Source organism: Micromonospora sp. GCM10011541 (assembly GCF_042650725.1).
GTDB classification, from domain to species: domain Bacteria; phylum Actinomycetota; class Actinomycetes; order Mycobacteriales; family Micromonosporaceae; genus Micromonospora; species Micromonospora sicca.
The window spans coordinates 16,929-37,742 of the sequence record NZ_JBHSBP010000008.1 but is presented as its reverse complement, the minus strand read 5'-3'; the positions used below and the strand labels follow the sequence as shown (position 1 = coordinate 37,742).

The 20,814-nt window shown below is 71.5% G+C and carries 22 protein-coding genes; 11 read left to right on the top strand and 11 right to left on the bottom strand.

Annotation, left to right across the window (positions count from 1 at the left end):
* Positions 1 to 52 precede the first annotated feature (52 nt).
* Both ACFOYX_RS02870 and ACFOYX_RS02865 read right to left on the bottom strand, forming a co-directional pair.
* Positions 53 to 238, bottom strand: a complete 186-nt coding sequence (locus ACFOYX_RS02870; RefSeq protein WP_322443591.1) for a hypothetical protein — start codon at positions 236 to 238, stop codon at positions 53 to 55.
* A gap of 1,120 nt (positions 239 to 1,358) precedes the next feature.
* Positions 1,359 to 1,586, bottom strand: a complete 228-nt coding sequence (locus tag ACFOYX_RS02865) for a winged helix-turn-helix domain-containing protein (protein ID WP_322443592.1) — start codon at positions 1,584 to 1,586, stop codon at positions 1,359 to 1,361.
* 415 nt (positions 1,587 to 2,001) lie between these two features.
* On the opposite strand from ACFOYX_RS02865, the gene ACFOYX_RS02860 reads away from it, so the two are divergent.
* The 3 genes from ACFOYX_RS02860 to ACFOYX_RS02850 all read left to right on the top strand — a co-directional run bounded on the left by ACFOYX_RS02860 (position 2,002) and on the right by ACFOYX_RS02850 (position 3,487).
* Positions 2,002 to 2,247, top strand: coding sequence for a DivIVA domain-containing protein (locus ACFOYX_RS02860; protein WP_377533776.1), 246 nt, complete (start codon positions 2,002 to 2,004; stop codon positions 2,245 to 2,247).
* Positions 2,244 to 2,510 carry a hypothetical protein gene (locus ACFOYX_RS02855; protein ID WP_322443593.1) on the top strand — a complete coding sequence of 89 codons (267 nt, stop codon included), beginning with the start codon at positions 2,244 to 2,246 and terminating at the stop codon, positions 2,508 to 2,510. The genes ACFOYX_RS02860 and ACFOYX_RS02855 overlap by 4 nt, the downstream gene beginning before the upstream one ends.
* A 407-nt stretch (positions 2,511 to 2,917) precedes the next feature.
* Positions 2,918 to 3,487 (top strand): GNAT family N-acetyltransferase, encoded by a 570-nt coding sequence (locus ACFOYX_RS02850; RefSeq protein ID WP_322443594.1) that lies wholly within the window; start codon positions 2,918 to 2,920, stop codon positions 3,485 to 3,487.
* Positions 3,488 to 3,502: 15 nt separating this feature from the next.
* On the opposite strand, the gene ACFOYX_RS02845 is transcribed toward ACFOYX_RS02850, so the two are convergent.
* Positions 3,503 to 4,240, bottom strand: a complete 738-nt coding sequence (locus ACFOYX_RS02845) for a TIGR03089 family protein (protein ID WP_322443595.1) — start codon at positions 4,238 to 4,240, stop codon at positions 3,503 to 3,505.
* 194 nt (positions 4,241 to 4,434) lie between these two features.
* Between ACFOYX_RS02845 and ACFOYX_RS02840 the strand changes: the two genes are divergently transcribed.
* Positions 4,435 to 5,172 (top strand): hypothetical protein, encoded by a 738-nt coding sequence (locus tag ACFOYX_RS02840; protein WP_322443596.1) that lies wholly within the window; start codon positions 4,435 to 4,437, stop codon positions 5,170 to 5,172.
* Here ACFOYX_RS02840 and ACFOYX_RS02835 read toward each other — a convergent pair.
* From ACFOYX_RS02835 to ligD (ACFOYX_RS02820), 4 genes are all read right to left on the bottom strand, one after another.
* Positions 5,090 to 6,256, bottom strand: coding sequence for a hypothetical protein (locus tag ACFOYX_RS02835; RefSeq protein WP_322443597.1), 1,167 nt, complete (start codon positions 6,254 to 6,256; stop codon positions 5,090 to 5,092). The genes ACFOYX_RS02840 and ACFOYX_RS02835 overlap by 83 nt on opposite strands.
* A gap of 103 nt (positions 6,257 to 6,359) precedes the next feature.
* Positions 6,360 to 8,240 carry a hypothetical protein gene (locus tag ACFOYX_RS02830; RefSeq protein ID WP_322443598.1) on the bottom strand — a complete coding sequence of 627 codons (1,881 nt, stop codon included), beginning with the start codon at positions 8,238 to 8,240 and terminating at the stop codon, positions 6,360 to 6,362.
* Between the two features lie 250 nt (positions 8,241 to 8,490).
* On the bottom strand, positions 8,491 to 9,405 hold the full coding sequence (ligD, locus tag ACFOYX_RS02825; RefSeq protein WP_322443599.1) for a non-homologous end-joining DNA ligase: 915 nt from the start codon (positions 9,403 to 9,405) through the stop codon (positions 8,491 to 8,493).
* The gene (gene ligD, locus ACFOYX_RS02820) at positions 9,395 to 10,336 is read right to left on the bottom strand and encodes a non-homologous end-joining DNA ligase (protein ID WP_322443600.1); all 942 of its coding nucleotides are present in this window, start codon (positions 10,334 to 10,336) and stop codon (positions 9,395 to 9,397) included. Before ligD (ACFOYX_RS02820) ends, ligD (ACFOYX_RS02825) begins: the two co-directional genes overlap by 11 nt.
* 85 nt (positions 10,337 to 10,421) lie before the next feature.
* Between ligD (ACFOYX_RS02820) and ACFOYX_RS02815 the strand changes: the two genes are divergently transcribed.
* On the top strand, positions 10,422 to 11,444 hold the full coding sequence (locus ACFOYX_RS02815) for a Ku protein (RefSeq protein ID WP_322443601.1): 1,023 nt from the start codon (positions 10,422 to 10,424) through the stop codon (positions 11,442 to 11,444).
* 53 nt (positions 11,445 to 11,497) lie between these two features.
* Here the strand turns inward: ACFOYX_RS02815 and ACFOYX_RS02810 are convergent, their stop codons facing one another.
* Positions 11,498 to 11,890, bottom strand: a complete 393-nt coding sequence (locus ACFOYX_RS02810; RefSeq protein WP_322443602.1) for a PPOX class F420-dependent oxidoreductase — start codon at positions 11,888 to 11,890, stop codon at positions 11,498 to 11,500.
* A gap of 156 nt (positions 11,891 to 12,046) precedes the next feature.
* Between ACFOYX_RS02810 and ACFOYX_RS02805 the strand changes: the two genes are divergently transcribed.
* The 5 genes from ACFOYX_RS02805 to ACFOYX_RS02785 all read left to right on the top strand — a co-directional run bounded on the left by ACFOYX_RS02805 (position 12,047) and on the right by ACFOYX_RS02785 (position 16,018).
* Positions 12,047 to 12,718 carry an FKBP-type peptidyl-prolyl cis-trans isomerase gene (locus ACFOYX_RS02805; RefSeq protein WP_201749696.1) on the top strand — a complete coding sequence of 224 codons (672 nt, stop codon included), beginning with the start codon at positions 12,047 to 12,049 and terminating at the stop codon, positions 12,716 to 12,718.
* A gap of 139 nt (positions 12,719 to 12,857) precedes the next feature.
* Positions 12,858 to 13,688 carry a hypothetical protein gene (locus tag ACFOYX_RS02800; RefSeq protein ID WP_322443621.1) on the top strand — a complete coding sequence of 277 codons (831 nt, stop codon included), beginning with the start codon at positions 12,858 to 12,860 and terminating at the stop codon, positions 13,686 to 13,688.
* 62 nt (positions 13,689 to 13,750) lie between these two features.
* Positions 13,751 to 14,011, top strand: coding sequence for a YciI family protein (locus tag ACFOYX_RS02795; protein ID WP_109802392.1), 261 nt, complete (start codon positions 13,751 to 13,753; stop codon positions 14,009 to 14,011).
* A gap of 34 nt (positions 14,012 to 14,045) precedes the next feature.
* Positions 14,046 to 14,699 carry an HAD family phosphatase gene (locus ACFOYX_RS02790; RefSeq protein ID WP_322443603.1) on the top strand — a complete coding sequence of 218 codons (654 nt, stop codon included), beginning with the start codon at positions 14,046 to 14,048 and terminating at the stop codon, positions 14,697 to 14,699.
* A 305-nt stretch (positions 14,700 to 15,004) separates the two neighbouring features.
* Positions 15,005 to 16,018, top strand: coding sequence for an NADPH:quinone reductase (locus tag ACFOYX_RS02785; protein WP_322443605.1), 1,014 nt, complete (start codon positions 15,005 to 15,007; stop codon positions 16,016 to 16,018).
* Positions 16,019 to 16,200: 182 nt separating this feature from the next.
* Here the strand turns inward: ACFOYX_RS02785 and ACFOYX_RS02780 are convergent, their stop codons facing one another.
* On the bottom strand, positions 16,201 to 17,850 hold the full coding sequence (locus tag ACFOYX_RS02780; protein ID WP_322443606.1) for a fatty acid--CoA ligase: 1,650 nt from the start codon (positions 17,848 to 17,850) through the stop codon (positions 16,201 to 16,203).
* A gap of 83 nt (positions 17,851 to 17,933) precedes the next feature.
* Here ACFOYX_RS02780 and ACFOYX_RS02775 point away from each other — a divergent pair, with 83 nt between their 5' ends.
* Positions 17,934 to 18,425, top strand: coding sequence for an NUDIX domain-containing protein (locus tag ACFOYX_RS02775; RefSeq protein ID WP_322443607.1), 492 nt, complete (start codon positions 17,934 to 17,936; stop codon positions 18,423 to 18,425).
* 9 nt (positions 18,426 to 18,434) lie between these two features.
* Here the strand turns inward: ACFOYX_RS02775 and ACFOYX_RS02770 are convergent, their stop codons facing one another.
* Both ACFOYX_RS02770 and ACFOYX_RS02765 read right to left on the bottom strand, forming a co-directional pair.
* Positions 18,435 to 20,111, bottom strand: a complete 1,677-nt coding sequence (locus tag ACFOYX_RS02770; protein ID WP_322443608.1) for an MDR family MFS transporter — start codon at positions 20,109 to 20,111, stop codon at positions 18,435 to 18,437.
* Between the two features lie 58 nt (positions 20,112 to 20,169).
* Positions 20,170 to 20,718, bottom strand: coding sequence for a type 1 glutamine amidotransferase domain-containing protein (locus ACFOYX_RS02765; protein WP_109802397.1), 549 nt, complete (start codon positions 20,716 to 20,718; stop codon positions 20,170 to 20,172).
* Between the last annotated feature and the right edge of the window lie 96 nt (positions 20,719 to 20,814).

Sequence of the window (20,814 nt, the reverse complement as noted above, 5' to 3'; positions counted from 1 at the left end):
CTCTCCACCTCACCCATTTCGAATACCGATACCTACCGGATTCTTGTTGAGATCACGTCAATACGCGCAATCGCTGGATCTCGTATGTCGTGAGAATCTTGCGCAGATCATCGCGCAGCGCCACCAAGGCTGAGCCGCCAGCCAATCCCTGTGGAGTCCCCAGATAGTAAGGCTGCCCGTCCAGTACTCGACCATCATCCACAAGGGCCAGATATGCGTTGTCGCTTGCGACGTTCACGCCCAAGGTCCTCAAAATCGGCACACCTCTCGTCACGGGCGTCCGGCCCTAGTCGTCTCCGCCCTCACGGAAGGCGAGGCTAAAGCGCGTCAATCTACCGATGTGACGCCTTGCGTAGCTTAACGTGGACTGGCTGTAGCAGGTACTAGCTCTTATCGCGCCCAACCGGGTCGAGATCGCTCGCCCCGCTCGCAGGCCACACATCCTCAACGAGTCAAAGCTGCCTCCGGTAACGGCGTCCATCCTTGCCCGAGTCACCATTTGGAGGGAAGCCTCCCTATCGGCGCCCGAAGAGATGGGTCATCTCTAGCGCCAGCAGACCTGTGGCTTCGCCATCCTCACTGTGTGCCGTCGACCCGCCCCGCTGGGGAGCGGGCCACCGCCCGGCCCGCCACGTCATCCAAGCGGACCTTGACGCCCGTACGGACGGTGGCGGGTCGGGCGGTAGTCTGCTCGACTCGCCCCGGGTCGAGGGCAGGCGGGATGGCCTACCGCAACCACCACGGACCGCGACCCGCCGACGGCGCCCCGGCCATCCTGGAGCCGGAGCGCCCCCGCCGGAGGCGCACCTAACCGCAACCCCGCGACTGCCGCCAGCTCGCCGACGCGGCCGGCGTGTGCTCCCCTACGCAGCACGGTGCTGCCGCGCGGCCCGGCCGGCTGCCGGCCCACCACCCCACCGGTCAACGATCCTGTCCTTCTGCGGCGGCCCTCCGGGCTGCCCGCTCTCCGCGCCAGCCGCCGGGCATCCGGCGTGACGGCCGCAGAGCGACAGCGGCAGCGGCCGGCTCGCGCCCAGGCAGCGGCGCGTGCGGCCCGTTCAGGGCCGCCTTGATAGACGCACAGAAAGTTTGGACCGCTTCGCCGGGCATCGCCGGCAACCCGTCGCGTCCTGTCACGGACATGCTTGGCGCTGGCGCAGACGGGTGGAACGATCCCACGGCCAGCGGCATGAGTGAGCCCTACGCGAGGAAGATCAGCAGCGCGACCGAACGCCGCGTTGTCCCCGTTCAGACCTCGGGAGCGGCGGCCGACTGAGGTTTTGATCTTCCAGTAACAAGGTTAGGACCGCTGTGTGCCGACCGGGCAGCGAATCAGCTCACCGGCTCGCCGGTGCAGGTCAGGGGCGGGTGGACTCAGCAACGAAAACACCGCGGCCCGGGCGGCCGACCAGCACACCCTGCTCCCGCAGCGTCGCCACCGCCCGGTGAATCGTCGAAAGCGACAGGTCGTAGTGATCAGCCAGTTCTTGAGTGGACGGTATCTGCGACCCGGGCTGGAACTCGCCCACCTCGATCCGCTTCAGCAGATCCTTGATCAGCTCGTCCATGGTCGGCGGAATCGGCACGTGGAGGCCCTTGCAGTCGGTTGGCCCTCCCAGTATCGAGCACCAGCTGAAAGAGCGGCAACAACTGGAAGGGAAGCAGCAGGCAGCGCACCAGCCAGATTCGATAGGTAAGAGAGCGTTGACAGGGGTGAGAGGTATCGGTAGCGTCGCTCTCGGTGATGCGGTGCTGCTGCGGTCGGTTGGCGCCTCTCGTACCGGTCTCGCATCGCCGCCGAGACCTCACCCTCCGCGCTCCCCCGGCGCGGCCCTGCCGCCGTACCGCCGATTGACGCTGCGGTGGCAAGGCGGGGCGGTCTCCGCCGACGGCAACCGGCGGAGGCCGCCCCCCTCCACTTCGACACGACCCGACGAAGGGCGGTCACCCGTGCGCAACCTGATCCGTCGGCTGGCGGGCCGACGCGAGGAACGACGTCCGATGGAAGACGCCGGCCCAGCCCGGGGTCGGCTTCCCCTCCGGCCCTGGCAGATCCGCGACCGGTGCTTCAACGTCCGCCGGCACGGCCTCGACCCGGCCGAGATCCGCGCCTTCCTGCACCAGGTGGCCGACGAACTCACGGTCGCGCAGACCGCCCTGGTCGCGGTGCAGGAGGAGAACGTACGGATCAAGAACGCCCTGCGCGCGTGGCAGACCGGCCAGTCGGCGAACCACCGCTACCGATGACGGACCGCTGGGTGATCCACCTGCCGGTCACCGCGCCCGACCTGCACCGGGCCCGGATCTTCGCCCGTACCGCCGCCCGGGTGCTGGCCCGGCTGAGCGCACGGGTCGAGCCGGGCGGGGTGACCGTCTCGGCCGAGGACCAGCAGAACGTACGACACTGGGTCTTCTGCGACCGGCTGCTGCCCGGCGGCGCGCGATGTGCGCTGCCGGTGGACCACACGTCGCCCTGCTCGCGGTGCGCGCCGTGGCTCAACCACCGGTGAGGACGACCGGGCGCAGGTGTGCCGACCAACACGGCGTGGTGGACCCGGACCCGGTCATTTCCGTCACCTGGGGCGAGGCGGCGAGGCGGCGTGGGCCGACGCTGACGACTGACGACTGTCTCGCCGGGTATGCGGGCCGCGACAGGAGAAGGATCAGGCCGGTAGACCCCCGCGCCGCTGCCACGCCGACCAAGTGTTCGGCGCGGAATCGCCATGGCCGATCTGACGTACGCGAGAAGAGAGGCATGCGATGAAGGACCGAATCCTCAAAGGGCTGAGGAAGAAGGCAAACACGATCATGGTGCGCCGCCGGCGCGGGGATGCCGTGATCACCAAGCCGAGCCGCTCCAGAAGGCCCGGCAGGCTCTTTCAGTGAGAGCGCCACCCGCCGGCGTTATCGTCGTCGGATGGCCGAGCTGATCGCACCCACCGTCCGCCTGCATCCGGCCTGGCTCGAGGCGCACGCGGAGTGGGGTCCCGGGCGGCACGAGGACGGCTTCGGGCTGGGCCCGTCCGACGAGGTGGACTCACCGGCCGGATTCGCGGCCTGGGTGGCTGGGCTGACAGACCCGTCGGACCCGGCGAAGCCGACCGACGCCGGCAAACCCGGTTGCACGTATCGCTGGATCGTCGAGAACGACCGCGTGCTCGGTGGGATCGCGCTGCGGCACGGTAGCAGCGACTTCGTCCGGTGGGCCGGCCACCTCGGTTACGGCATCCGGCCGTCCGCCCGCGGGCGCGGGCTGGCCACCTGGGCTCTAAGTCGGATGCTCGACGAGGCGCGGGGGCTCGGCCTGGATCGGGTGCTGGTCGTCTGCGCGGTCGACAATGTCGCCTCGGTGAAGACGATCGAGCGGTGCGGCGGCGTCTTCGAGGGCATCCGGGACACGAAATTCGGCCCCGCCCGGCGTTACTGGATCGAGCTCTACGACACCTGCTTCCGTACCAGCACCGCCTGGACCGAGGCGAGGTCCTGACGGCCGATCGAGGCGCTAGAGGGTGCGGGTGATCTGTTCCGCAGCGATGCGGGTGTCCAGGGTGGTCGGGTCGAGGTTGGCGCAGACGACCACGGAGGCGCCGACGGACAGGGGCGCGAGCAGCCACTTCAGCGGCTGCTCATGCTCGGCGGCGTCGACCAGCAGCCGGTCGCCGGCCCGCAGGTCGAGCTGCTCGGCCATCACCCGGGCGACCGCGCCCCACTCGCCATAGCTGGTGCCGTCCGGGCTGGCCGGGTCGGACGGGTGGATGGTGGTGTAGTCGGGCGGGGTGTCGGTCTGCCGGAGCACCTCCCTGGACCAGTCGAGCCAGCCCAGGGGCACGTCGGTCAGCGGTCCGGGCCCGGTGCCGACGAGGTAGCGGTGCCGCCCTTCGGGCACATTCTCCAGCCAGTCGTCGAGGCGCTCCGGGGTCACGAACACCGCGTCGTACGGCAGGTCTCCGCCCGGTTCGAGGACCGGCAGCCCGGCGGTGGCCCGCGGCCGGAACGACACCGCCATCCCGACCGACCAGGCCCCGAGCAGCACCGCGGCGGTACGCCAGTGCGGCGGCAGCAGCACCGCGACCCGGCTGCCGGGGGCGAGCCCGCAGCCGTCGCGCAGCAGTCCCGCGCTGCGCGCCGCCCAGCCACCGAGCTGGCTCGCGGTCAGCTCGGTCCGCTCGCCGGTCGCGTCGTCGTAGTAGGTCAACAGCGGTCGGTCGACCTCTCCGACGCCACTGGGCAGCGTGGACATCGCACTCCTCGGGCCCATCTGGCACCCCTCTCCGCCGGCCAGGATCCCGGTCCACCCTATCGACCGGTCACCGGTCGCGTCCCCACGCGGCTCGTGGCCCGAACGCCGCGCCCGCGGCGAACTCGGCACCCCAGCCGCCGCGGCCGGGCCGACTACACTCGCGGGCACACCCGCTCGGGAAACGGGGCCGGCGCATGGGCGAGCTGTTGTCGACGGTCGTGCAGATCGTCAACTCCTATGTCGCTCGGCTGCTCGATCGCCGGCTGGTGTCCCAGGATGCGAAGGTCGCCGCCGAAGTGCTGGCGGTCGTCGTCACCCTGCAGGAGCTGTGCATCACCGGTGACCGGATCCTCGCCCTCGCCGGCTCGATGGTCTCCGGCACGGCGCGGGCCGACGACCTGACGGAGTTCGCCGCCCTGGTACGCCGACAGTCCACGCTGGTCGATGAACTCAGGAGCAGGGTCAAGAGTTCGCGGGCTCTGCTCGCCACCGTCGAGGTGGAGTTCGCCTTCGCGGTGGCGCCGTTCCTCGACGGCAAGTCGGGGCTGTTGACCCTTTGGCAGCAGCAGGCCGCCCTGAGTGAGTATTCCACCAGCACCCTGTTCTTCCTGCCCGCCGCAAGCGTCACCCGGGCGGTGGCGGCGAGCCGGCCCGCCCCCTCCGCCGTCTCGCTGGACCTCGACCGGACGGATTTTGTGCTGGTGGTGGCGGACGAGGTGCGGAGCGTACGCCGGCAGGAGGTGCGGGACATCCGTAACCCCGCCGACGACGAGCGCGACCGGTTGCAGCGAGACATCACCGACGCCCGGGCCGCGCTCGACACCGCCCGGGCGCTCTGCAATCAACTGGTCACGGCGACTCAGCAGACCGTCGGGGCCGAGGCCATCGCACAGTTGCGGCGGACGCTGGCCGGTCGGGATCAGCGCCGCTGAGCCGGCCCGACCGGTTCAACTCCGGGTCGGCGGGATAGGCGCCATGCCTTGCCAGCGCGTACGAGCCCACGCCGGTTGCCAGCGCGCTGATCGACTCCATGCCGAGTTCCCTGCTGAGTTCCTCCGCGTTGAACATGAGTCGCTGGAACAGCCCGGTGCCCGCGACCTCGTCGGTGAGCCGGATCTCGTCGAGCCACGCGCGCCGCTGCGGAAACGAGAAGCGCAGTTCGAGCAGGGCACGCAGCCGGCCGTTCGGCGCGATCCGCAGGTCGACGCCACAGCCACCGTCGGGGTAGAGCGAGACCTCGAACGTAGCCTCCGGCAGACCCGCCGAGATCAGCTCGCGGAACCGGCGCGGTGGAACGGGCACCCACCGCCGCCACGAGGCGAGGAACTCCTCGTCCGCCCGGGCCACCGTCATCACCGGCTCCATCGCCCGCAGATCGGCGGTCGTCAGGGCGGCGAGTTCGGCCCCGACATCCTGCGGTGCGGGCTCCACCGGGCGGAGCAGCCGCACCCGGCGCGCCTCCGCCAGCAGGCCGTCCCAGTCCCGGTCCTGGCGGAACCGCCCGAGGTGGAAGTCGTCGCCCAGGCGGGATGAGAGGTGCTGCCACCAGGCCGCGGCGCGGATCGGCCGCATCCCGAACCGCATGGCGCCCGCGATGAAGCAGCGGTGCAGCAGGAGCGCGGCGCCGGCGGCGCCGACATCGACCATGGGCCGGTCCATGGCGCGGGCCGCGGCGACGCCGCCGCGTTCCATCTCGGTGTACGCCACCAGTGCCGGCAGGTCCGCGATCCGCACCGGGATCCTGCTGTCGAGCTGGGAGCCGGTATCGGCCGGTGCCCACACCACGTCGTCGTCGAGGACGATCAGCGGCCGTAGCCCGTCGTCGTGCCGCACCACGAGTTCCAGGGCGGGCTCTCCCCGCGGAGAGAAGATCCGGCGCGCCCGGAGCACCGCGTCGGGGTGCAGCCGAAGGTCGTCGTCGATCGCCGGCACGGCCACGTGCACCTCGGCGCCGCTCATCCGGACGCGAAGCGCCGGCAGGCTGCCCAACTCACGAACGAGTTCAGCTTCGTCCATGGGCAACTGTATCGGGACCTCGGCCCGGAAGGATGCCCCGTCGTTGACGACGGACGCAGGGGGAGGGCCCCTCGGCCCTCCCCCTGTCAGTGCGTTCGTGGTCTCAGGAGGTGGCGGCCACCTCGAACGAGTACCAGTTGCCGTATTCGCTCCAGGTTCCGTCGGGCTTGACGGCGAACACGGTCAAGGTCACCCATCCGCTGGTGGTCGGCGTCCAGGTGATCGTCGCGCGGCCGTCAGGCCCGGCGGCGACCTCGGTCAGTTCCTCACCGTCGACGAAGCCGTAGCGGTAGGCGGCGGTGTCCGTCCAGCCCGGCGGCGGGGAGAAGGTGAAGGTGCCCTCGACACCCACTCCACCGACCGGCGACCCGTCGGGCGTCTGGACGTAGATGTCCGACTTCACGCCCGGGCCCGGCCAGAAGTAGGCCGACCAGGTGCCCTCCTGCGACACGAAGCCGTTCTCGCTGCGACTGCGTACCTTCACCGAGTGCCCGTTGGGGTTGGTCGCGGTAAAGCTGAAGCGGGCGGTGCCGTCCGCATCCGCCGGCCTCGTCTGGGGCTCGCCGTTGTCCAGGGTCACCTCGTACTCGCGGACCCCGGTGACCCCGTTCGCCGGCACGAACTTCAGCACCACCTCCTGCCCCCACTGCGGTTCGCCGTTCTCGACCCGCACCTCGGGCGCGGACCAACGAACCAGCATCTCGTAGACGGTCGGGGCCGAGACGTTGCCGGCGAGGTCGATCGAGCGCACGGTCAACCGCTGCCGCCCGGCGTTGACGGGGTTCAGCGTGACGCTAGCCGAGCCGCCCGGAGCGTCCGCCTTGACCGTGTTCGGCAGGCTGAACGGGTCACGGCAGACCCACTGGCCGAGGTCGCCGCCGGCCTCGCAGACGTTGACGCCGAGGTCGTTCCACGAGTACTGGAACCCGGCCACGTCCGTGTTGCCGTTCCCGGAGAAGGTGAAGACCGCCGGTGTGCCGGCCGGCGCCCACTGGCCGGTGTCGCTCGACGGATAGTTCGCCGACGTGACGGCAGGTGCCGTGGGGCGGGTGCCGTCGTAGGTGAAGTAGCACTTCTTCGACCAGGACGAGAAGTCCGCGCCGTCGCTCACCCGGGCCTGCCAGGCGTACGACTCGCCGTCGACCAGCGTGCCGGCCGGCAGGTTGACCGTGTTGACCCGGCCCGAGATGCCGTACTGCTTCGAGAAGACCTTCCGGGCCTCCGGATCGTCCGCGGGCCAGATGGCGAATTCGGTGGTCAGCTCCCGCTCGTCACGCGGATCCGCGTCCGTGCCCACGGCCTGGAGCACGTTCGCGAACCCGCCGAGCCGGACGTACGGCTGGGCCGGGGTGCACGCGAACCCGCCGTTGTACAGGTGCCTGTTGTCGACCTTCGGTACCGAGTTGTACTGGGTGGTGAGGCCGACGCTGCGGTACCAGTTGAGCCGGCGCCCGTAGGCCGGGTCACTCTCGTACTGCTCCGGCACCCGGATCTCGAAGGTGATCACGCGCTGCCCCTGCGCCACCGCGTCCTGCACGGCCGCGCCGACGTCGAACGAGATGTTCGCCTTCGGGCACCACTCGGGAGTCAGGATCTCGTCCAACTTCGCCAGCGGCTTCGGCGATCCCCTCCAGGTCGGCGTCTCGCTCACCGGCTCGGTCCGCCAGATCTCGATCGCTCGCTTCCCGCAGTCGGCGGCGCTGTACTCCTGGATGAACACCTTGGCGCCGTAGATCTTCTTGTCCTCGTACGAGGACAGGTCGAAGGTGGCGTAGACGCGCGAGGTGTGGCTGGTGCCGTTGTCGTCCACCCGCGTCCCGAGCGGCATGTGCGTCTCGTCCCAGGGGTACGCCGTCTTCGGGTTCGCCGAGTCGGTCCAGCCGATCTGCACCGACGGGGTGCTGTCGTAGTGGGGTGCGGCGGCCGCGGGGGTGGCGGTCGACACCACGACGAGCCCAGCGGCGCCGAGTGCCAGCGCGAGCACCCCGGTAAGGCCACGACGTGGCCTGCTTCTGATCACAGTGGATGGTCCTCCCCGTGCCTGTCCGGACCTCCCGCCCGGACATTCATGGCGATCAGATCGTGCGCGTACGGCAGCAGACAACGGCCGTTCGGCCACCCCGGCCCCGCCGACCCGGTGATCATGGAGGGCGGCGCAAGATCCTGGAAGCAGTGGTCACAGTGCGGCGGCGAGGCCTACTTCCCTGAATCAGCACGATCTTGAGCGGCGACGCTCAGCGCAGCGGGAGTTCCGGGCCGCCGTCGAGCAGCGGCGCGAGCAGGTCCCCCGACTTCTCCACCCGCTTGAGCACCTCACCGGCCGTGTACGGCTTGGTCGACGGCCGCTTGCCCGCCGCGCCCGCCTCGACCTCGTCCCACGTCAGCGGGGTCGACACCGACGGCACCGACTGGGCCCGCAGCGAGTACGGCGCGACGGTCGTCTTCGCCGCGTTGTTCTGGCTCCAGTCGATGAAGACCTTCCCCGGTCGCAGGTTCTTCGCCATCTTCGACACGATCAGCTTCGGATGCGCCCGCTCCAACTCCTGCGCGATCCGCCTCGCGTAGTCGGAGACGACATCGGAGGACTGTGTACCGGCGATCGGGCAGCAGAGCTGCATCCCCTTCTTGCCCGACGTCTTCGGGTACGACTCGACGCCGTCCGCCGCCAGCCGGTCCCGCATCAGCAGCGCCACCTGGCAGCACTGCTTCAGCGCCGCCGGCGCGCCCGGGTCCAGGTCGACCACCATCATGTCCGGGTGCGTGCCGATCTTCCACTGCGGCGTGTGCAGCTCCAGGGCGGCGAGGTTGGCCAGCCAGACCAGGGTGGGCAGGTCGTCGGCGACCACGTAGTCGATGGTCTCCCGGCCCTTGCTCGACCCGGGTGCCGGCAGGGTCTCGGTGCGCACCCAGGCGGGGGTCGCGGCCGGGGCGTTCTTCTCGAAGAACGAGGCGCCCCCCACGCCGTTGGGGTAGCGGATCCGGGTGAGCGCCCGGTCGGCCAGGTGCGGCAGCAGCACCGGGGCGATCCGGGTGTAGTAGTCGATCACCTCGCCCTTGGTGAAGCCGGCCTCCGGATAGAGCACCTTGTCCAGGTTGGACAGGTCCAGCGAGCGCCCCTCGACCTCCACCTTCAACCGGTCAGCTGGCATCGTCGACCTCCTCGGGTGGCTTGTCCGGGCGCAGGCGCAGGATCCGGGGGAAGCGCAGCCGTCCGTCCGGCGTGCGCTGGCCGTACTTCACCTCCACCACGATCTGCGGGGTTACCCAGCTGGCGCCCCGGGCATCCTCGCGCGGCACGTCCCCGGCGAACGGCGAGGCCGGCGTGCGCAGCGGCTCCAGCTCGCGCAGCAGCTCCTTCTCCAGGGCCGCGCCGATCCCGCCGCCGACCCGGCCCCGGTAGGTGAGCCGGCCGTCCTTGCGGGGCACCCCGACCAGCAGGCCGCCGATCTTGCGGGCGCCGGGCCGCCAGCCGCCCACCAGGAAGTCGCCGGTGACCTCCAGCTTGACCTTCACCCAGTCCGGCGAGCGCACCCCGGGCCGGTAGACCGAGTCGACCCGCTTGGCCATCACCCCCTCCAGGCCGTGCTCGCCGGCCGCCTCGTAGGTGGCCGGGCCGTCGCCGAAGGTCGGCGGGACGGCCCACCGCGCGGCCCCCAACCCGAGCGACTCCAGCGCCGCCCGCCGCTCCCGGTAGGAGCGGCCGGTCAGGTCCTCGCCGCGCAGCCGGAGCAGGTCGAAGATCATGTACGTCACCGGCACGGTGGCCGCCAGCCGCGCCGCCTTGGCCGGGTTCCGGACGTGCATCCGCTCGGCCAACGCGGTGAACGACGGCTGCCCGAGCTCGTTGAACAGGACCACCTCGCCGTCCAGCAGCGCGTCGTCGACCTGGTCCTTCAGCGTGATCAATTCCGGGTACGCGGTGGTGATCTCCACGCCGGAGCGGGCGTACAGGTGGTGGTCGCCGTAGGAGAGGTCGGCGAGCGCGCGGACCCCGTCCCACTTGAACTCGTACGCCCAGCCGGCACCGGCCGGGAGCGGCCCGGTCATCGCGAGCATCGGCTTCAGGGGCGCGCCGGGCACCTCCTGACTGTAGTTGCGCAGCGAAGAGCGTGCGTACCGTTCGATCGTTTGCGATCCTGGTCAGAACCGGGGAGAGGAGCGCGGGATGCGGGCGATCTGGAAAGGAGCGGTGTCGTTCGGGCTGGTGTCGATCGGGGTGAAGCTCTACTCGGCCACCGAGGAGAAGGACATCCGGTTCCACCAGGTGCACCGCGACGACGGCGGCCGCATCCGCTACAAGCGCACCTGCTCGATCTGCGGCGAGGAGGTCACCTACGACGACATCGCCAAGGGGTACGACATCGGCGGCGGCGAGATGGTCATCCTCACCGACGAGGACTTCGCCGAGCTGCCGCTGACCACCTCGCGCGCGATCGACGTGCTGGAGTTCGTCCCCGCCGAGCAGGTCGACCCGATCCTCTACAACAAGGCGTACTTCCTGGAGCCGGAGGGCTCGGCCACCAAGCCGTACGTGCTGCTGCGGAACGCGCTCGCCGACTCGGAGCGGGTGGCGATCGTCAAGGTGGCGCTGCGCCAGCGCGAACAGCTCGCCACCCTGCGCGTACGCGAGGGCGTGCTGCTGCTCAACACGATGCTCTGGCCGGACGAGGTGCGTACCCCGGACTTCGGTTTCCTCGACGAGGACCTCAAGGTCCGGCCACCGGAGCTGGCGATGGCCAGCTCGCTGATCGACTCGATGGCCGGGGAGTTCCAGCCGGACGCCTTCACCGACGACTACCGGGCGGCGTTGCAGGAGGTCATCGACGCGAAGATCGAGGGCCGCGAGGTGGTCCAGCCGGAGGAGGTGGAGGCCGCACCGGCCGCCGCGGTCGACCTGATGGCCGCCCTGAAGGCCTCGGTCGAACGGGCCCGCGCCGCGCGCGGCGAGGAGCCCGCCGGTAAGGCCGCCGAGCCGACCCCGATCTCGGCCGCCCGCTCCGCCCAGAAGGCCGCCAAGGCGCCGGCGAAGAAGGCCGCGGAGAAGAAGGCGCCGGCGAAGAAGGCCGCCGCCAAGAAGGCGGAACCGGCCAAGAAGGCGGCGGCGAAGAAGACCGCGGAGAAGAAGGCGGCCAAGGCCCCGGCGAAGAAGGCCGCCGAGAAGAAGGCCGCCCCGCGCAAGACCGCCTGACCTGCGACCACCCCTGCCGAGCCGGATCGCACGGCAGGGGATGGGACCGGGCGTCAGCCGCGGCCGAGCTTGTCGGTCGGGGTGACCCGGACGATGACCCGCTCCTCGCCGGACTGGCGGAACGGGTAGGTGTCCTGGCCCAGGTACTTCTTCGCCATCCGGTTGATGTGCTCGTCGGCGCCCTCGGTGACGAACTCGGCCGTGCCCTTCACCCACAGGGTGCGGAAGTCGTCCGCCTTGTCCACGACCGAGAGCGCGACCACCGGGTTGCGCTCGATGTTGACGTACTTCTGCCGGCCCTTGACGGTGTTGAAAAGGATGTACTCCCCGTCGGTGTCCACCCAGACCGGGGTGACGTGCGGGGTGCCGTCGGCCTCGATGGTGGCCACGTGGGCGAGCTGCGGCTCGGCGAGCAGGGCCAGGTCTACTTCGGTGAGGATCGCCATGGTCGTGAACCTACTACCGGAAACCGCCGCCGACCGGTCTCCTGCCCGATTCGGCCCGGGCGAGGGGGCACCGAGGGCGTCCCGACGGGTACCGTGTGCGCTGGTCTCGGCAGCGGCCGCCGGGCCGCACCCACCCACCCAGCAGGGGAGTTCGACGTGAGCGAGCGTGTGCAGAACCGGTCGGCGGGCCAGGGCCCGGGCACCAAGGCGGAGCGGCGGCTGGCCGCCCAGCTGGCGGCGAAGAAGGCGGCCGAGGCGAAGCGCCGCCGGCAGTCGCTGCTCGGCGCGCTCGCCGGTGTCGCCGTCGTCGCGGTGCTGATCGGCGTCTTCGTCGTCGTGAACGGCGGGGACGACGACAAGAAGGACGCCGCCGGCACCCCCTCGGCCGGCGCCACCGCCCCGGCTCCCGAGGCCACCGCGCCCGCCGCACCCCAGCAGCAGCTCCCCGAGGGCGCGGATCCGGCGCTCGCCACCAAGCCGAAGGTCGGCCCGGGCAAGGGCGAGCTGACCAAGCTCACCGTCACCCCGCTGATCAAGGGCAAGGGCCCGGCGGTCAAGGCCGGCCAGACCATCACCACCAACTACGTGGGGGTGTTCTACAAGGACGGCAAGGAGTTCGACGCCTCCTGGAACAACGGGCAGCCGGCCAGCTTCCCGATCGGTGTCGGCCAGGTCATCAAGGGCTGGGACCAGGGCCTGGTCGGGGTCACCGTGGGCAGCCGGGTGCAGCTGGACATCCCGGCCGACCTGGCGTACGGCAACGACAGTGCGGGCGGCCGGCCGGCCGGTCCGCTGCGCTTCGTCGTGGACGTGCTCGCCGCGCAGTAGGTCACACCGGTCTTCCGTCCGGTCACCTACCGGCAGTAGGTTCATGGTCACCGTGGGCGGCACCACCCGCCCACGGTGACCTGTCACCGAGGCGGAGGTGCACGTGGCGGCGCTGGACGACCCCAAGCTGGCCCGGGTGATGTGGACGCACTTCGAGCCGGTCCACGCGGTGACCTACTTCCACCCGCGGGCCCGGGCCGCGTACGAGGCGGTCGGGCTGCGCGGCTACTGGCGGGGCTACTTCGCCGGCCGGGCCGCCCCGCTCGGCCCGACGCCCGCCCCGCCGGTGATCGCCGCGTTCTTCAGCTTCGCGCCCCGGATGGTGGCCCGGGCGCTGCCCTCGGTGTGGCGGCTGGCCACCCCGGAGGAGGCGTTGCGGGCCCGGCTCACCGGCGCCGTCCAGGCGCTCGCCGAGTTCACCTACGAGCTGCCGGAGACCCACCTCGTCGAGGCCGCCGAGCTGCTGGAGGCGGCCGCCGGCCAGGTGGAGACCGCCGGCCGGGTGCTGGGCGCCGTCAACGCCGCCCTGCCGGCCGGCGAGTACCCGCTGGCCCGGCTCTGGCAGGCCGCCACCACATTGCGCGAGCACCGAGGTGACGGGCACGTCGCCGCCCTGGTCACCACCGGGCTGGACCCGGTCGAGGTGCTGGCCTGGCGCTGCCGGGTCGACCAGTCCCGGGAGTTCCACCAGCCGGCCCGGGGGTGGACCGACGAGGAGTGGCTGGCGGCCGAGGAGCGGCTGGTGGCCCGCGGCTGGCTGACCGCCGGGCACGAGCCCACCACGTACGGCAGCGACGCGTTCCGCGCGGTCGAGGAGGCCACCGACCGGGCCGCGGCCGGCCCGTGGCGGGCGCTCGGCGCCGAGCGTACGGAGCAGCTGCGCGAACTGCTCGAACCGATCGCCCGCCGCTGCCGCACCATCATCCCCCGGCAGAGCCCGATCGGCCTGCCCGCGACCCAGCCGGGCTGACCGCCCGGCCCGTTAACCGGGGCGGCGGCGGAACGCCATGCCGGAGGCGTAGCGTGCCCGGCATGTGGATCGTGGAACTCGCCTTCACCGACGTCCCGGACCGGCTCGCCGCCCGACCGGCCCACCGGGAGCGGATCACCGCCCTGCACGCCGAGGGCAAGGTCCGGATCTCCGGGCCACTGGCCGACGACTCGGGCGCGGTGCTGGTCTTCGACGTGCCGGACCGGCCGGCGCTGGACGAGCTGCTGGCCGCCGACCCGTACTACACCACGCCCGGCGTCGAGGTCGTCCGGATCCGGGAGTGGGCGCCCTTCCTGACCTGAGCCGGCCGGCGGGAGGGCAGGGCAGGATGGGCTCATGGTGGACGCGGTGCTCTTCGACCTGGACGGCGTGATCGTGGACTCCGAGCCGGTCTGGGAGGAGGTCCGGCGGGCGTACGTGGCCGCGCACGGCGGGACCTGGCAGTCCGACACCCAGCGCCGGCTGATGGGGATGAGCACCGGCGAGTGGGCCGCCTACCTCAGCGGCGACCTGGGCGTCGACCGGAGTCCGGAGCAGGTCGCCGCCGAGGTGGTCGCGGAGATGACCCGGCGGTACGCGGAGCGCGTACCGCTGATCGACGACGCCGACGAGGTGGTGCGCCGGATGGCCGCGCGGTGGCCGCTGGGGCTGGCCAGTTCCTCCCCCACCCGGCTGATCGCGGCGGCGCTGGCCGCCACCGGCCTGGCCGACGCCTTCGGCGCGACGATGTCGACCGAGGAGACCGCGCGGGGCAAGCCGGCACCGGACGTCTGGCTCGCCGTCGCCGCGCGGCTCGGCGTCGACCCGGCCCGCTGCGTGGCGGTCGAGGACTCCTCGAACGGGGTGCGCTCCGCGGCCGCCGCCGGCATGCGGGTGGTGGCGATCCCGCACGGGTCGTACCCGCTGGATCCGGATGCGGAGGCGCTCGCGGACGTGCTGCTGGCCTCGGTCGACGCGCTCACCCCGGACGTCGTGGACCGGCTCGGCTGAGCCGGTGCGGGCGGCGTCCGCGCCGCCGCTCAGATCGCCCGGCTGCGGCTCGACCTCGGCAGGAACCGCCGGGACGGGCCGGGCGGGGGTGCCGGCTGGTCCGCGGGCCGCTCCGGGCCGCCGGCCTCCGCCGCCGCCCGCCCAGGGGCGGGCGGCCGATCCGCCACCGGTACGTCCCGCATGTCACCCCTCCTGCCACTGACTACCGGGTTGTACGGTTTCCCGGGCAGACCGGATCGGAATGATCAGGGATCGGCCGGGTACCGCAGGCCGCGGTGCCGGCGTCCGGCGGGGAGGAGACGGCGATGAAGGCGATCGTGTACGAGCGCAACGGGGACGCCTCGGTGCTCCAACTGGTCGACCGGCCGATACCGGAGCCGGGCCGCGGCGAGGTGCTGGTGCGGATGGCCGTGTCAGGGGTGAACCCGACGGACTGGAAGGCGCGGCGCGGGTCGCCGCTCCCGGCCGGCTGGCAGATCCCCGACCAGGACGGCGCCGGGGTGGTGGAGGCGGTCGGCGAGGGGGTCGACCGGAGCCTGATCGGCGAGCGGGTCTGGCTCTGGGAGGCGGCCTGGCAGCGCCCCTGGGGCACCGCCGCCGAGTACACGGTGGTGCCGGTCCGGCACGCGGCAAGCCTCGGCGACGCCACCTTCGACCTGGGGGCCGCGCTGGGCATCCCGTTCATGACGGCGCACCGGTGCCTGACCGCCGGTGAGTTCATGCCGGACCGGCTGCACGCCGGCGCGCTCAGCGACCACGTGGTGCTGGTGCAGGGCGGGGCGGGCGCGGTGGGCAACGCGGCGATCCAGCTCGCCCGGTGGGCGGACGCCTGCGTGATCGCCACGGTGAGCAGCCCGGAGAAGGCGCAGCTCGCGGCGGCGGCCGGCGCCTCCTTCGTGGTCAACTACCGCGAGCAGGACGTGGTCAAGGAGGTCCGCAAGATGGCCCCCGACGGGGTGCACACGATCGTCGAGGTCTCCGCCGCGCGCAACGCCGCCACGGACGTCCAGCTGCTCCGGTCCGGCGGCGCGGTGTGCGTGTACGCCGACGACGGCGGCGACGAGGTGACCCTGCCGATCCGGCCGTTGATGGTGCCGAACGCGCGGTGGCAGTTCGTCCTGATCTACACCGCGCCGAACGCCGCCAAGGCGCAGGCGGTGCGGGACGTGTCCGCGGCGGCGGCCCAGGGCGGGATCCGGGTGGGCGAGGAGGCCGGCCTGCCGTTGCACCACTATTCGTTGGCGGCGACGGCGGCGGCCCACCAGGCCGTCGAGAGTTCGGTGGTCGGTAAGGTGCTCATCACCACGAGCGAGACGTAGGACCACGAAACGGATTTCTCCGTCACCGAGACAGAGGCGAACAAGTTTCGCGACAATTGTCTTGCGGGTCGCCCCGCGTTGGACGGGCGGCCCCGGCGCGGTGCGAACGCCGGGGCCGCCCCTGGGGAGGAATGTCGACAGACAGTGTCCTACCCATCCAGGCGACGGTACGCCGCAAAGCGTTACGGCGCCGTCAGTTCCCGCACCTCCAGGCCCCCGTCGGCGTAGCGCGAGCGGACCACCTTCTTGTCGAACTTGCCGACGCTGGTCTTCGGCACCGCGTCGATGAACGCCCACCGCTCGGGCAACTGCCAGCGCGCCACCGACTTCGCCAGGAATTCGCGCAGCTCCTCGGCGGTCACCGAGGCCCCCTCCCGGACCACCACGGTGGCCAGCGGCCGCTCGTCCCAGCGTTCGTCCGGCACGCCCACCACGCACGCCTCCAGCACCGCCGGGTGCGCCATCAGGGCGTTCTCCAGCTCGACCGAGGAGATCCACTCCCCGCCCGACTTGATCACGTCCTTGGCCCGGTCGGTCAGGGTGATGTAGCCGTCGGGCGAGAGCGTGCCGACGTCCCCGGTCCGCAGCCAGCCGTCGCGGAACTTCTCCTCGTCCGGGGTCTCGTCCCCGACGTACCGGGCGGTGACCCACGGCCCCCGGACCTCCAGCTCGCCGACGGAGGTCCCGTCGGCGGGCAGCGGCTCGCCGAGCGCGCCCACGATGCGGGCGGCGACGCCGGCCGGCACCCGGCCCTGCGTGTAGCGGTAGCGCCAGGCCTCGTCGCCGGTCGCCCCGGCCGGCGGCCGGGAGACCGAGCCGAGCGGGGACATCTCGGTCATCCCCCAGGCGTGGATCACCTCGATGCCGTGCCGCTCCTGGAACGCGTGCATCAGCGCCGGCGGGCAGGCCGAACCACCGACGATCACCTCCTTGAGCGAGGAGGTGTCCACGTCGTGGCTGTCGAGATAGGCCAGCAGGTCGGTCCAGATGGTCGGCACCGCGCCGGCCAGGGTGGGCCGCTCGGCGGCGATCATCTCGGCGATCGGGGCGGCCTGGAGGAACCGGTCCGGCATGATCAGCGAGGCGCCGGAGAGGAACGCCGCGTACGGCAGGCCCCAGGACATCGCGTGGAACATCGGCACGATGGCCAGCTCGCGGTCGGTCGGCCCGAGGCCGAACCCCTCGGGCATGCAGACCTGCAACGAGTGCAGGTAGATCGAGCGGTGCGAGTAGGCGACGCCCTTGGGGTTGCCGGTGGTCCCGGAGGTGTAGCAGAGGGCGGCGGCGTCCCGCTCGTCCACCTCCGGCCAGTCGTACGTCTCCGGCCGGCCGGCCAGCAGCTCGTCCCAGTGATGGAAGGTGATCCGGTCGCCGGCCGCGGCCACCAGCGGCGCCGGGTCGCCGCCGCCGACCACCACGACGTGCCGCACCGTGCCCAGCTCGCCGATCACGCGGGCGAGCAGCGGGATCAGCGTCGAGTCGACCAGCACCACCCGGTCCTCGGCGTGGTTGGCGATGTAGGCGACCTGGTCCGGGAAGAGCCGGAGGTTGAGGGTGTGCAGCACCGCGCCCATGCTCGGCACGGCGAAGTACGCCACCAGGTGCTCGTTGTTGTTCCACATGAAGGTGGCGACCCGCTCGTCACCGGTCACCCCGCACTCGTCGCGCAGGGCGTGGGCCAGCCGGGCGGCGTTCCGCCCGACCTCGGCGTACGACATCCGTCGGGGCTCACCGCCGGTCCAGGTCACCACCTCCGCCGTGCCGTGCACGGTGGAGCCGTGTTCGAGGATCCGGGCGACCTGGAGGGGGGCGTCCATCATCGTGCTACGCATGGGTAACAAGCTAGTGTCGGCGGTCACACCTTGGGAACCCTGGAAAACCGGTCGGCCTCGACGAACGCTCGTAAATTGTCCAGGTGAGCATCTCGTGGGCCGATTCGTACGTGGGGCAACTTCGCGCCCTGGCCGGTGACCGCATCCTGATGTTCGTCGGCGCCCGCGCGATCGTCCGGGACAACGCCGCCCGGGTGCTGCTGATCCAGCGCTCGGACAACGGCCAGTGGGCGATGCCGGCCGGCGCCATGGAGCTGGGCGAGTCGATCGCCGACTGCGCCGTCCGCGAGGTACGCGAGGAGACCGGGCTGCGCGCCCTGCGGGTCAGCGCGTTCGCCCTCTACACCGGCCCGGACCGCACCCACACCAACATGTACGGCCACACGTACCAGATCTTCACCACCGCGTTCCGGGTGGAGGAGTGGGACGGCGAACTGGCCCGGATGACCGACGAGACCACGGACGCCGGCTTCTTCCACCGGGATGAGCTTCCGGCCCCGCTCTCCGCCAGCGTCACGGAAACCCTCGCCGACCTCGACGTCTTCGAACAGACCAACCGCCTCATCCTCAAGTAACCCCGCGGGTCAGAGCAGGGTCTGGGACTTGGCCTCCATCTCGGCGGCGGCCTCCTGCTTCGACTCCTTGGCCAGGGGCTTGCCGCCGGGGGCGGCGGCCTTGCCGCCGAGCGGGTCGGCGCCGCCGGTGGCGCCCTGCGGGCCGGTGCCGCGCAGCTGGTCGTCGGGCAGGGCCAGGGTGACCAGCACGGCGAGGATGGCGATCAGCCCGGTGGTCAGGAAGACCAGGTGCAGGGAGTCGACGAACGCGCCCTGGATCGCGGCGCGGACCGGGCCGGGCAGGGCGAGGATGGTCGCCGGGTCGTTGATCGAGATGTTGGCGCCGCCCCTGGCCGCCACCGCGGCCCGCTGGTCCGGCGGGAGCTGCGCGATCGCCGTCGGCAGCCGGTCGCCGAGGTGGCGGGTGAGCTGCGACGACAGCACCGTGCCGAGGATGGCCACCCCGAACGACCCGCCCAGCGACCGGAAGAACGTCGCCGAGGAGGTACCGGCCCCCAGGTCCCGGACGTCCACCGCGTTCTGCACGGCCAGGATCAGCGACTGCATGCAGAGGCCCAGCCCGACGCCGATCACCACCATGAACCCGAACGCGATCCAGAGCGAGGTGGCCACCTGGAGCCGGGTGAAGAGCAGCATGCCGGTGAGCAGCACCGCCGAGCCCGCCACCGGGAACCACTTGTACCGCCCGATCCGGCTCATCGCCCGACCGGTCAGCACCGAGGTGACGATGATGCCCGCCATCATCGGCAGCATCAGCAGACCGCTGCTGGTCGGCGAGGCGCCCTTGACGATCTGCAGGTAGAGCGGGATGAAGATGATCGACCCGAACATCACCAGACCGAGCACGAAACCCGCCGAGTTGGCCAGCGCGAACGTCCTGCTGCGGAACAGCCGCAGCGGCAGGATCGGCTCGGCGACCCGGGCCTCCTGGACCACGAAGAGCACCCCGAGCACCGCGCCCGCCACGAAGAGCCCGATGATCACGCCCGAGTGCCAGGCGTACTCGTTGCCGCCCCAGCTCAGCGCGAGCAGCAGGCTGCTCACCCCGGCCACCAGCAGCGCCGCGCCGAGCCAGTCGATGGCGTGCTCCCGCCGCTGGAACGGGATCAGCCGCATGACGTGGTAGCAGACCACGATCGCCAGGATCGCCAGCGGCACGTTGATGTAGAAGATCCACCGCCAGTTGGTCTCCGCGAAGTACCCGCCGACCAACGGCCCGGCCACCGACGACAGCCCGAAGACCGCGCCGAAGAGCCCCTGGTAGCGGCCCCGCTCCCGGGGCGACACCACGTCCGAGATGATGGTGAACGCCAGCGTCAACAGGCCACCCGCGCCCAGCCCCTGCACGCCCCGGGTGACGATCAGCTGGGTCATGTTCTGCGACAGGCCGGCCAGCAGCGAGCCCAGCAGGAACGTGCCGATCGAGAAGAGGAAGACCGGCCGGCGCCCGTACAGGTCGGCCATCTTGCCGTACAGCGGGGTCGAGGCGGTGGAGGCGAGCAGGTACGCGGTCACCACCCACGAGTAGTGGTTGATCCCGCCCAGCTCGCCGACGATGGTGGGCAGGGCCGTGCCGACGATGGTCTGGTCCAGCGCGGCCAGCAGCATCCCGGTCATCAGGCCGAACATCAGCAGGCGGATCTGGCGGGCGTGCAGCACGGGCCGGGCGTGAGCTTCCGTCGTCATCCCGCCTTCTTTCCCCCGCCTCGCGGAACATGCCCGCACGGCGGGGGAAATCAGCAGGTCAGTGCCGGCCCTCGGCGAACTCCTCGACGATCTTGCCGCAGAAGGCGGGGAGATCGTCGGGCTTGCGGCTGCTGACCAGGCCGTGGTCGGTCACCACCTGCTCGTCGACCCAGGTGGCGCCGGCGTTGGTCAGATCGGTGCGCAGGCTGGGCCAGGAGGTCAACCGGCGACCGCGCACCACGTTCGCCTCGATCAACGTCCACGGTCCGTGGCAGATCACACCGACCGGCTTGCCGGCGTCGAAGAACGCCCGCACGAACCGCACCGCGTCCGCGTCGGTCCGCAGGAAGTCCGGGTTGGCCACCCCGCCGGGCAGCACCAGCCCGTCGTACGCCCCGGCGTCCGCCGCGGCCGCCGTCACGTCCACGTCGTACGTCCTGCCCTGGTCGAGGTGGTTGAAGGACTGGATCGAGCCGGGCTTGAGCGAGACCAGCTCGACCCGGGCACCGGCGTTCTCGACCGCCTCGCGCGGCTTGACGTACTCGACCTCCTCGACGCCGTCGGCGGCCAGGAAGGCGATCCGCTTGCCCTGCAGTGTCGCTGCCATGTCGGTTCTCCTCTCGGGGTACCCGGAATCCCTTCCCTGGCCCGGATGCCCGAAACGCGGCCGACGCAGGTCCCCCCAAACGGCGCGTCGGAGTCG

What these genes read in the sequence shown, in the direction of transcription:
- ligD (WP_322443599.1), bottom strand. Translation starts at nt 9,405, where the DNA reads ATGCCAGCTGACCGGTTGAAGGTGGAGGTCGAGGGGCGCTCGCTGGAC.
- ACFOYX_RS02840 (WP_322443596.1), top strand. Translation starts at nt 4,435, where the DNA reads ATGGGCGAGCTGTTGTCGACGGTCGTGCAGATCGTCAACTCCTATGTC.
- ACFOYX_RS02845 (WP_322443595.1), bottom strand. Translation starts at nt 4,240, where the DNA reads ATGTCCACGCTGCCCAGTGGCGTCGGAGAGGTCGACCGACCGCTGTTG.
- ACFOYX_RS02780 (WP_322443606.1), bottom strand. Translation starts at nt 17,850, where the DNA reads ATGCGTAGCACGATGATGGACGCCCCCCTCCAGGTCGCCCGGATCCTC.
- ACFOYX_RS02815 (WP_322443601.1), top strand. Translation starts at nt 10,422, where the DNA reads ATGCGGGCGATCTGGAAAGGAGCGGTGTCGTTCGGGCTGGTGTCGATC.
- ACFOYX_RS02785 (WP_322443605.1), top strand. Translation starts at nt 15,005, where the DNA reads ATGAAGGCGATCGTGTACGAGCGCAACGGGGACGCCTCGGTGCTCCAA.
- ACFOYX_RS02770 (WP_322443608.1), bottom strand. Translation starts at nt 20,111, where the DNA reads ATGACGACGGAAGCTCACGCCCGGCCCGTGCTGCACGCCCGCCAGATC.
- ACFOYX_RS02855 (WP_322443593.1), top strand. Translation starts at nt 2,244, where the DNA reads ATGACGGACCGCTGGGTGATCCACCTGCCGGTCACCGCGCCCGACCTG.
- ACFOYX_RS02810 (WP_322443602.1), bottom strand. Translation starts at nt 11,890, where the DNA reads ATGGCGATCCTCACCGAAGTAGACCTGGCCCTGCTCGCCGAGCCGCAG.
- ACFOYX_RS02835 (WP_322443597.1), bottom strand. Translation starts at nt 6,256, where the DNA reads ATGGACGAAGCTGAACTCGTTCGTGAGTTGGGCAGCCTGCCGGCGCTT.
- ACFOYX_RS02765 (WP_109802397.1), bottom strand. Translation starts at nt 20,718, where the DNA reads ATGGCAGCGACACTGCAGGGCAAGCGGATCGCCTTCCTGGCCGCCGAC.
- ACFOYX_RS02800 (WP_322443621.1), top strand. Translation starts at nt 12,858, where the DNA reads ATGTGGACGCACTTCGAGCCGGTCCACGCGGTGACCTACTTCCACCCG.
- ACFOYX_RS02860 (WP_377533776.1), top strand. Translation starts at nt 2,002, where the DNA reads ATGGAAGACGCCGGCCCAGCCCGGGGTCGGCTTCCCCTCCGGCCCTGG.
- ACFOYX_RS02850 (WP_322443594.1), top strand. Translation starts at nt 2,918, where the DNA reads ATGGCCGAGCTGATCGCACCCACCGTCCGCCTGCATCCGGCCTGGCTC.
- ACFOYX_RS02795 (WP_109802392.1), top strand. Translation starts at nt 13,751, where the DNA reads ATGTGGATCGTGGAACTCGCCTTCACCGACGTCCCGGACCGGCTCGCC.
- ACFOYX_RS02790 (WP_322443603.1), top strand. Translation starts at nt 14,046, where the DNA reads ATGGTGGACGCGGTGCTCTTCGACCTGGACGGCGTGATCGTGGACTCC.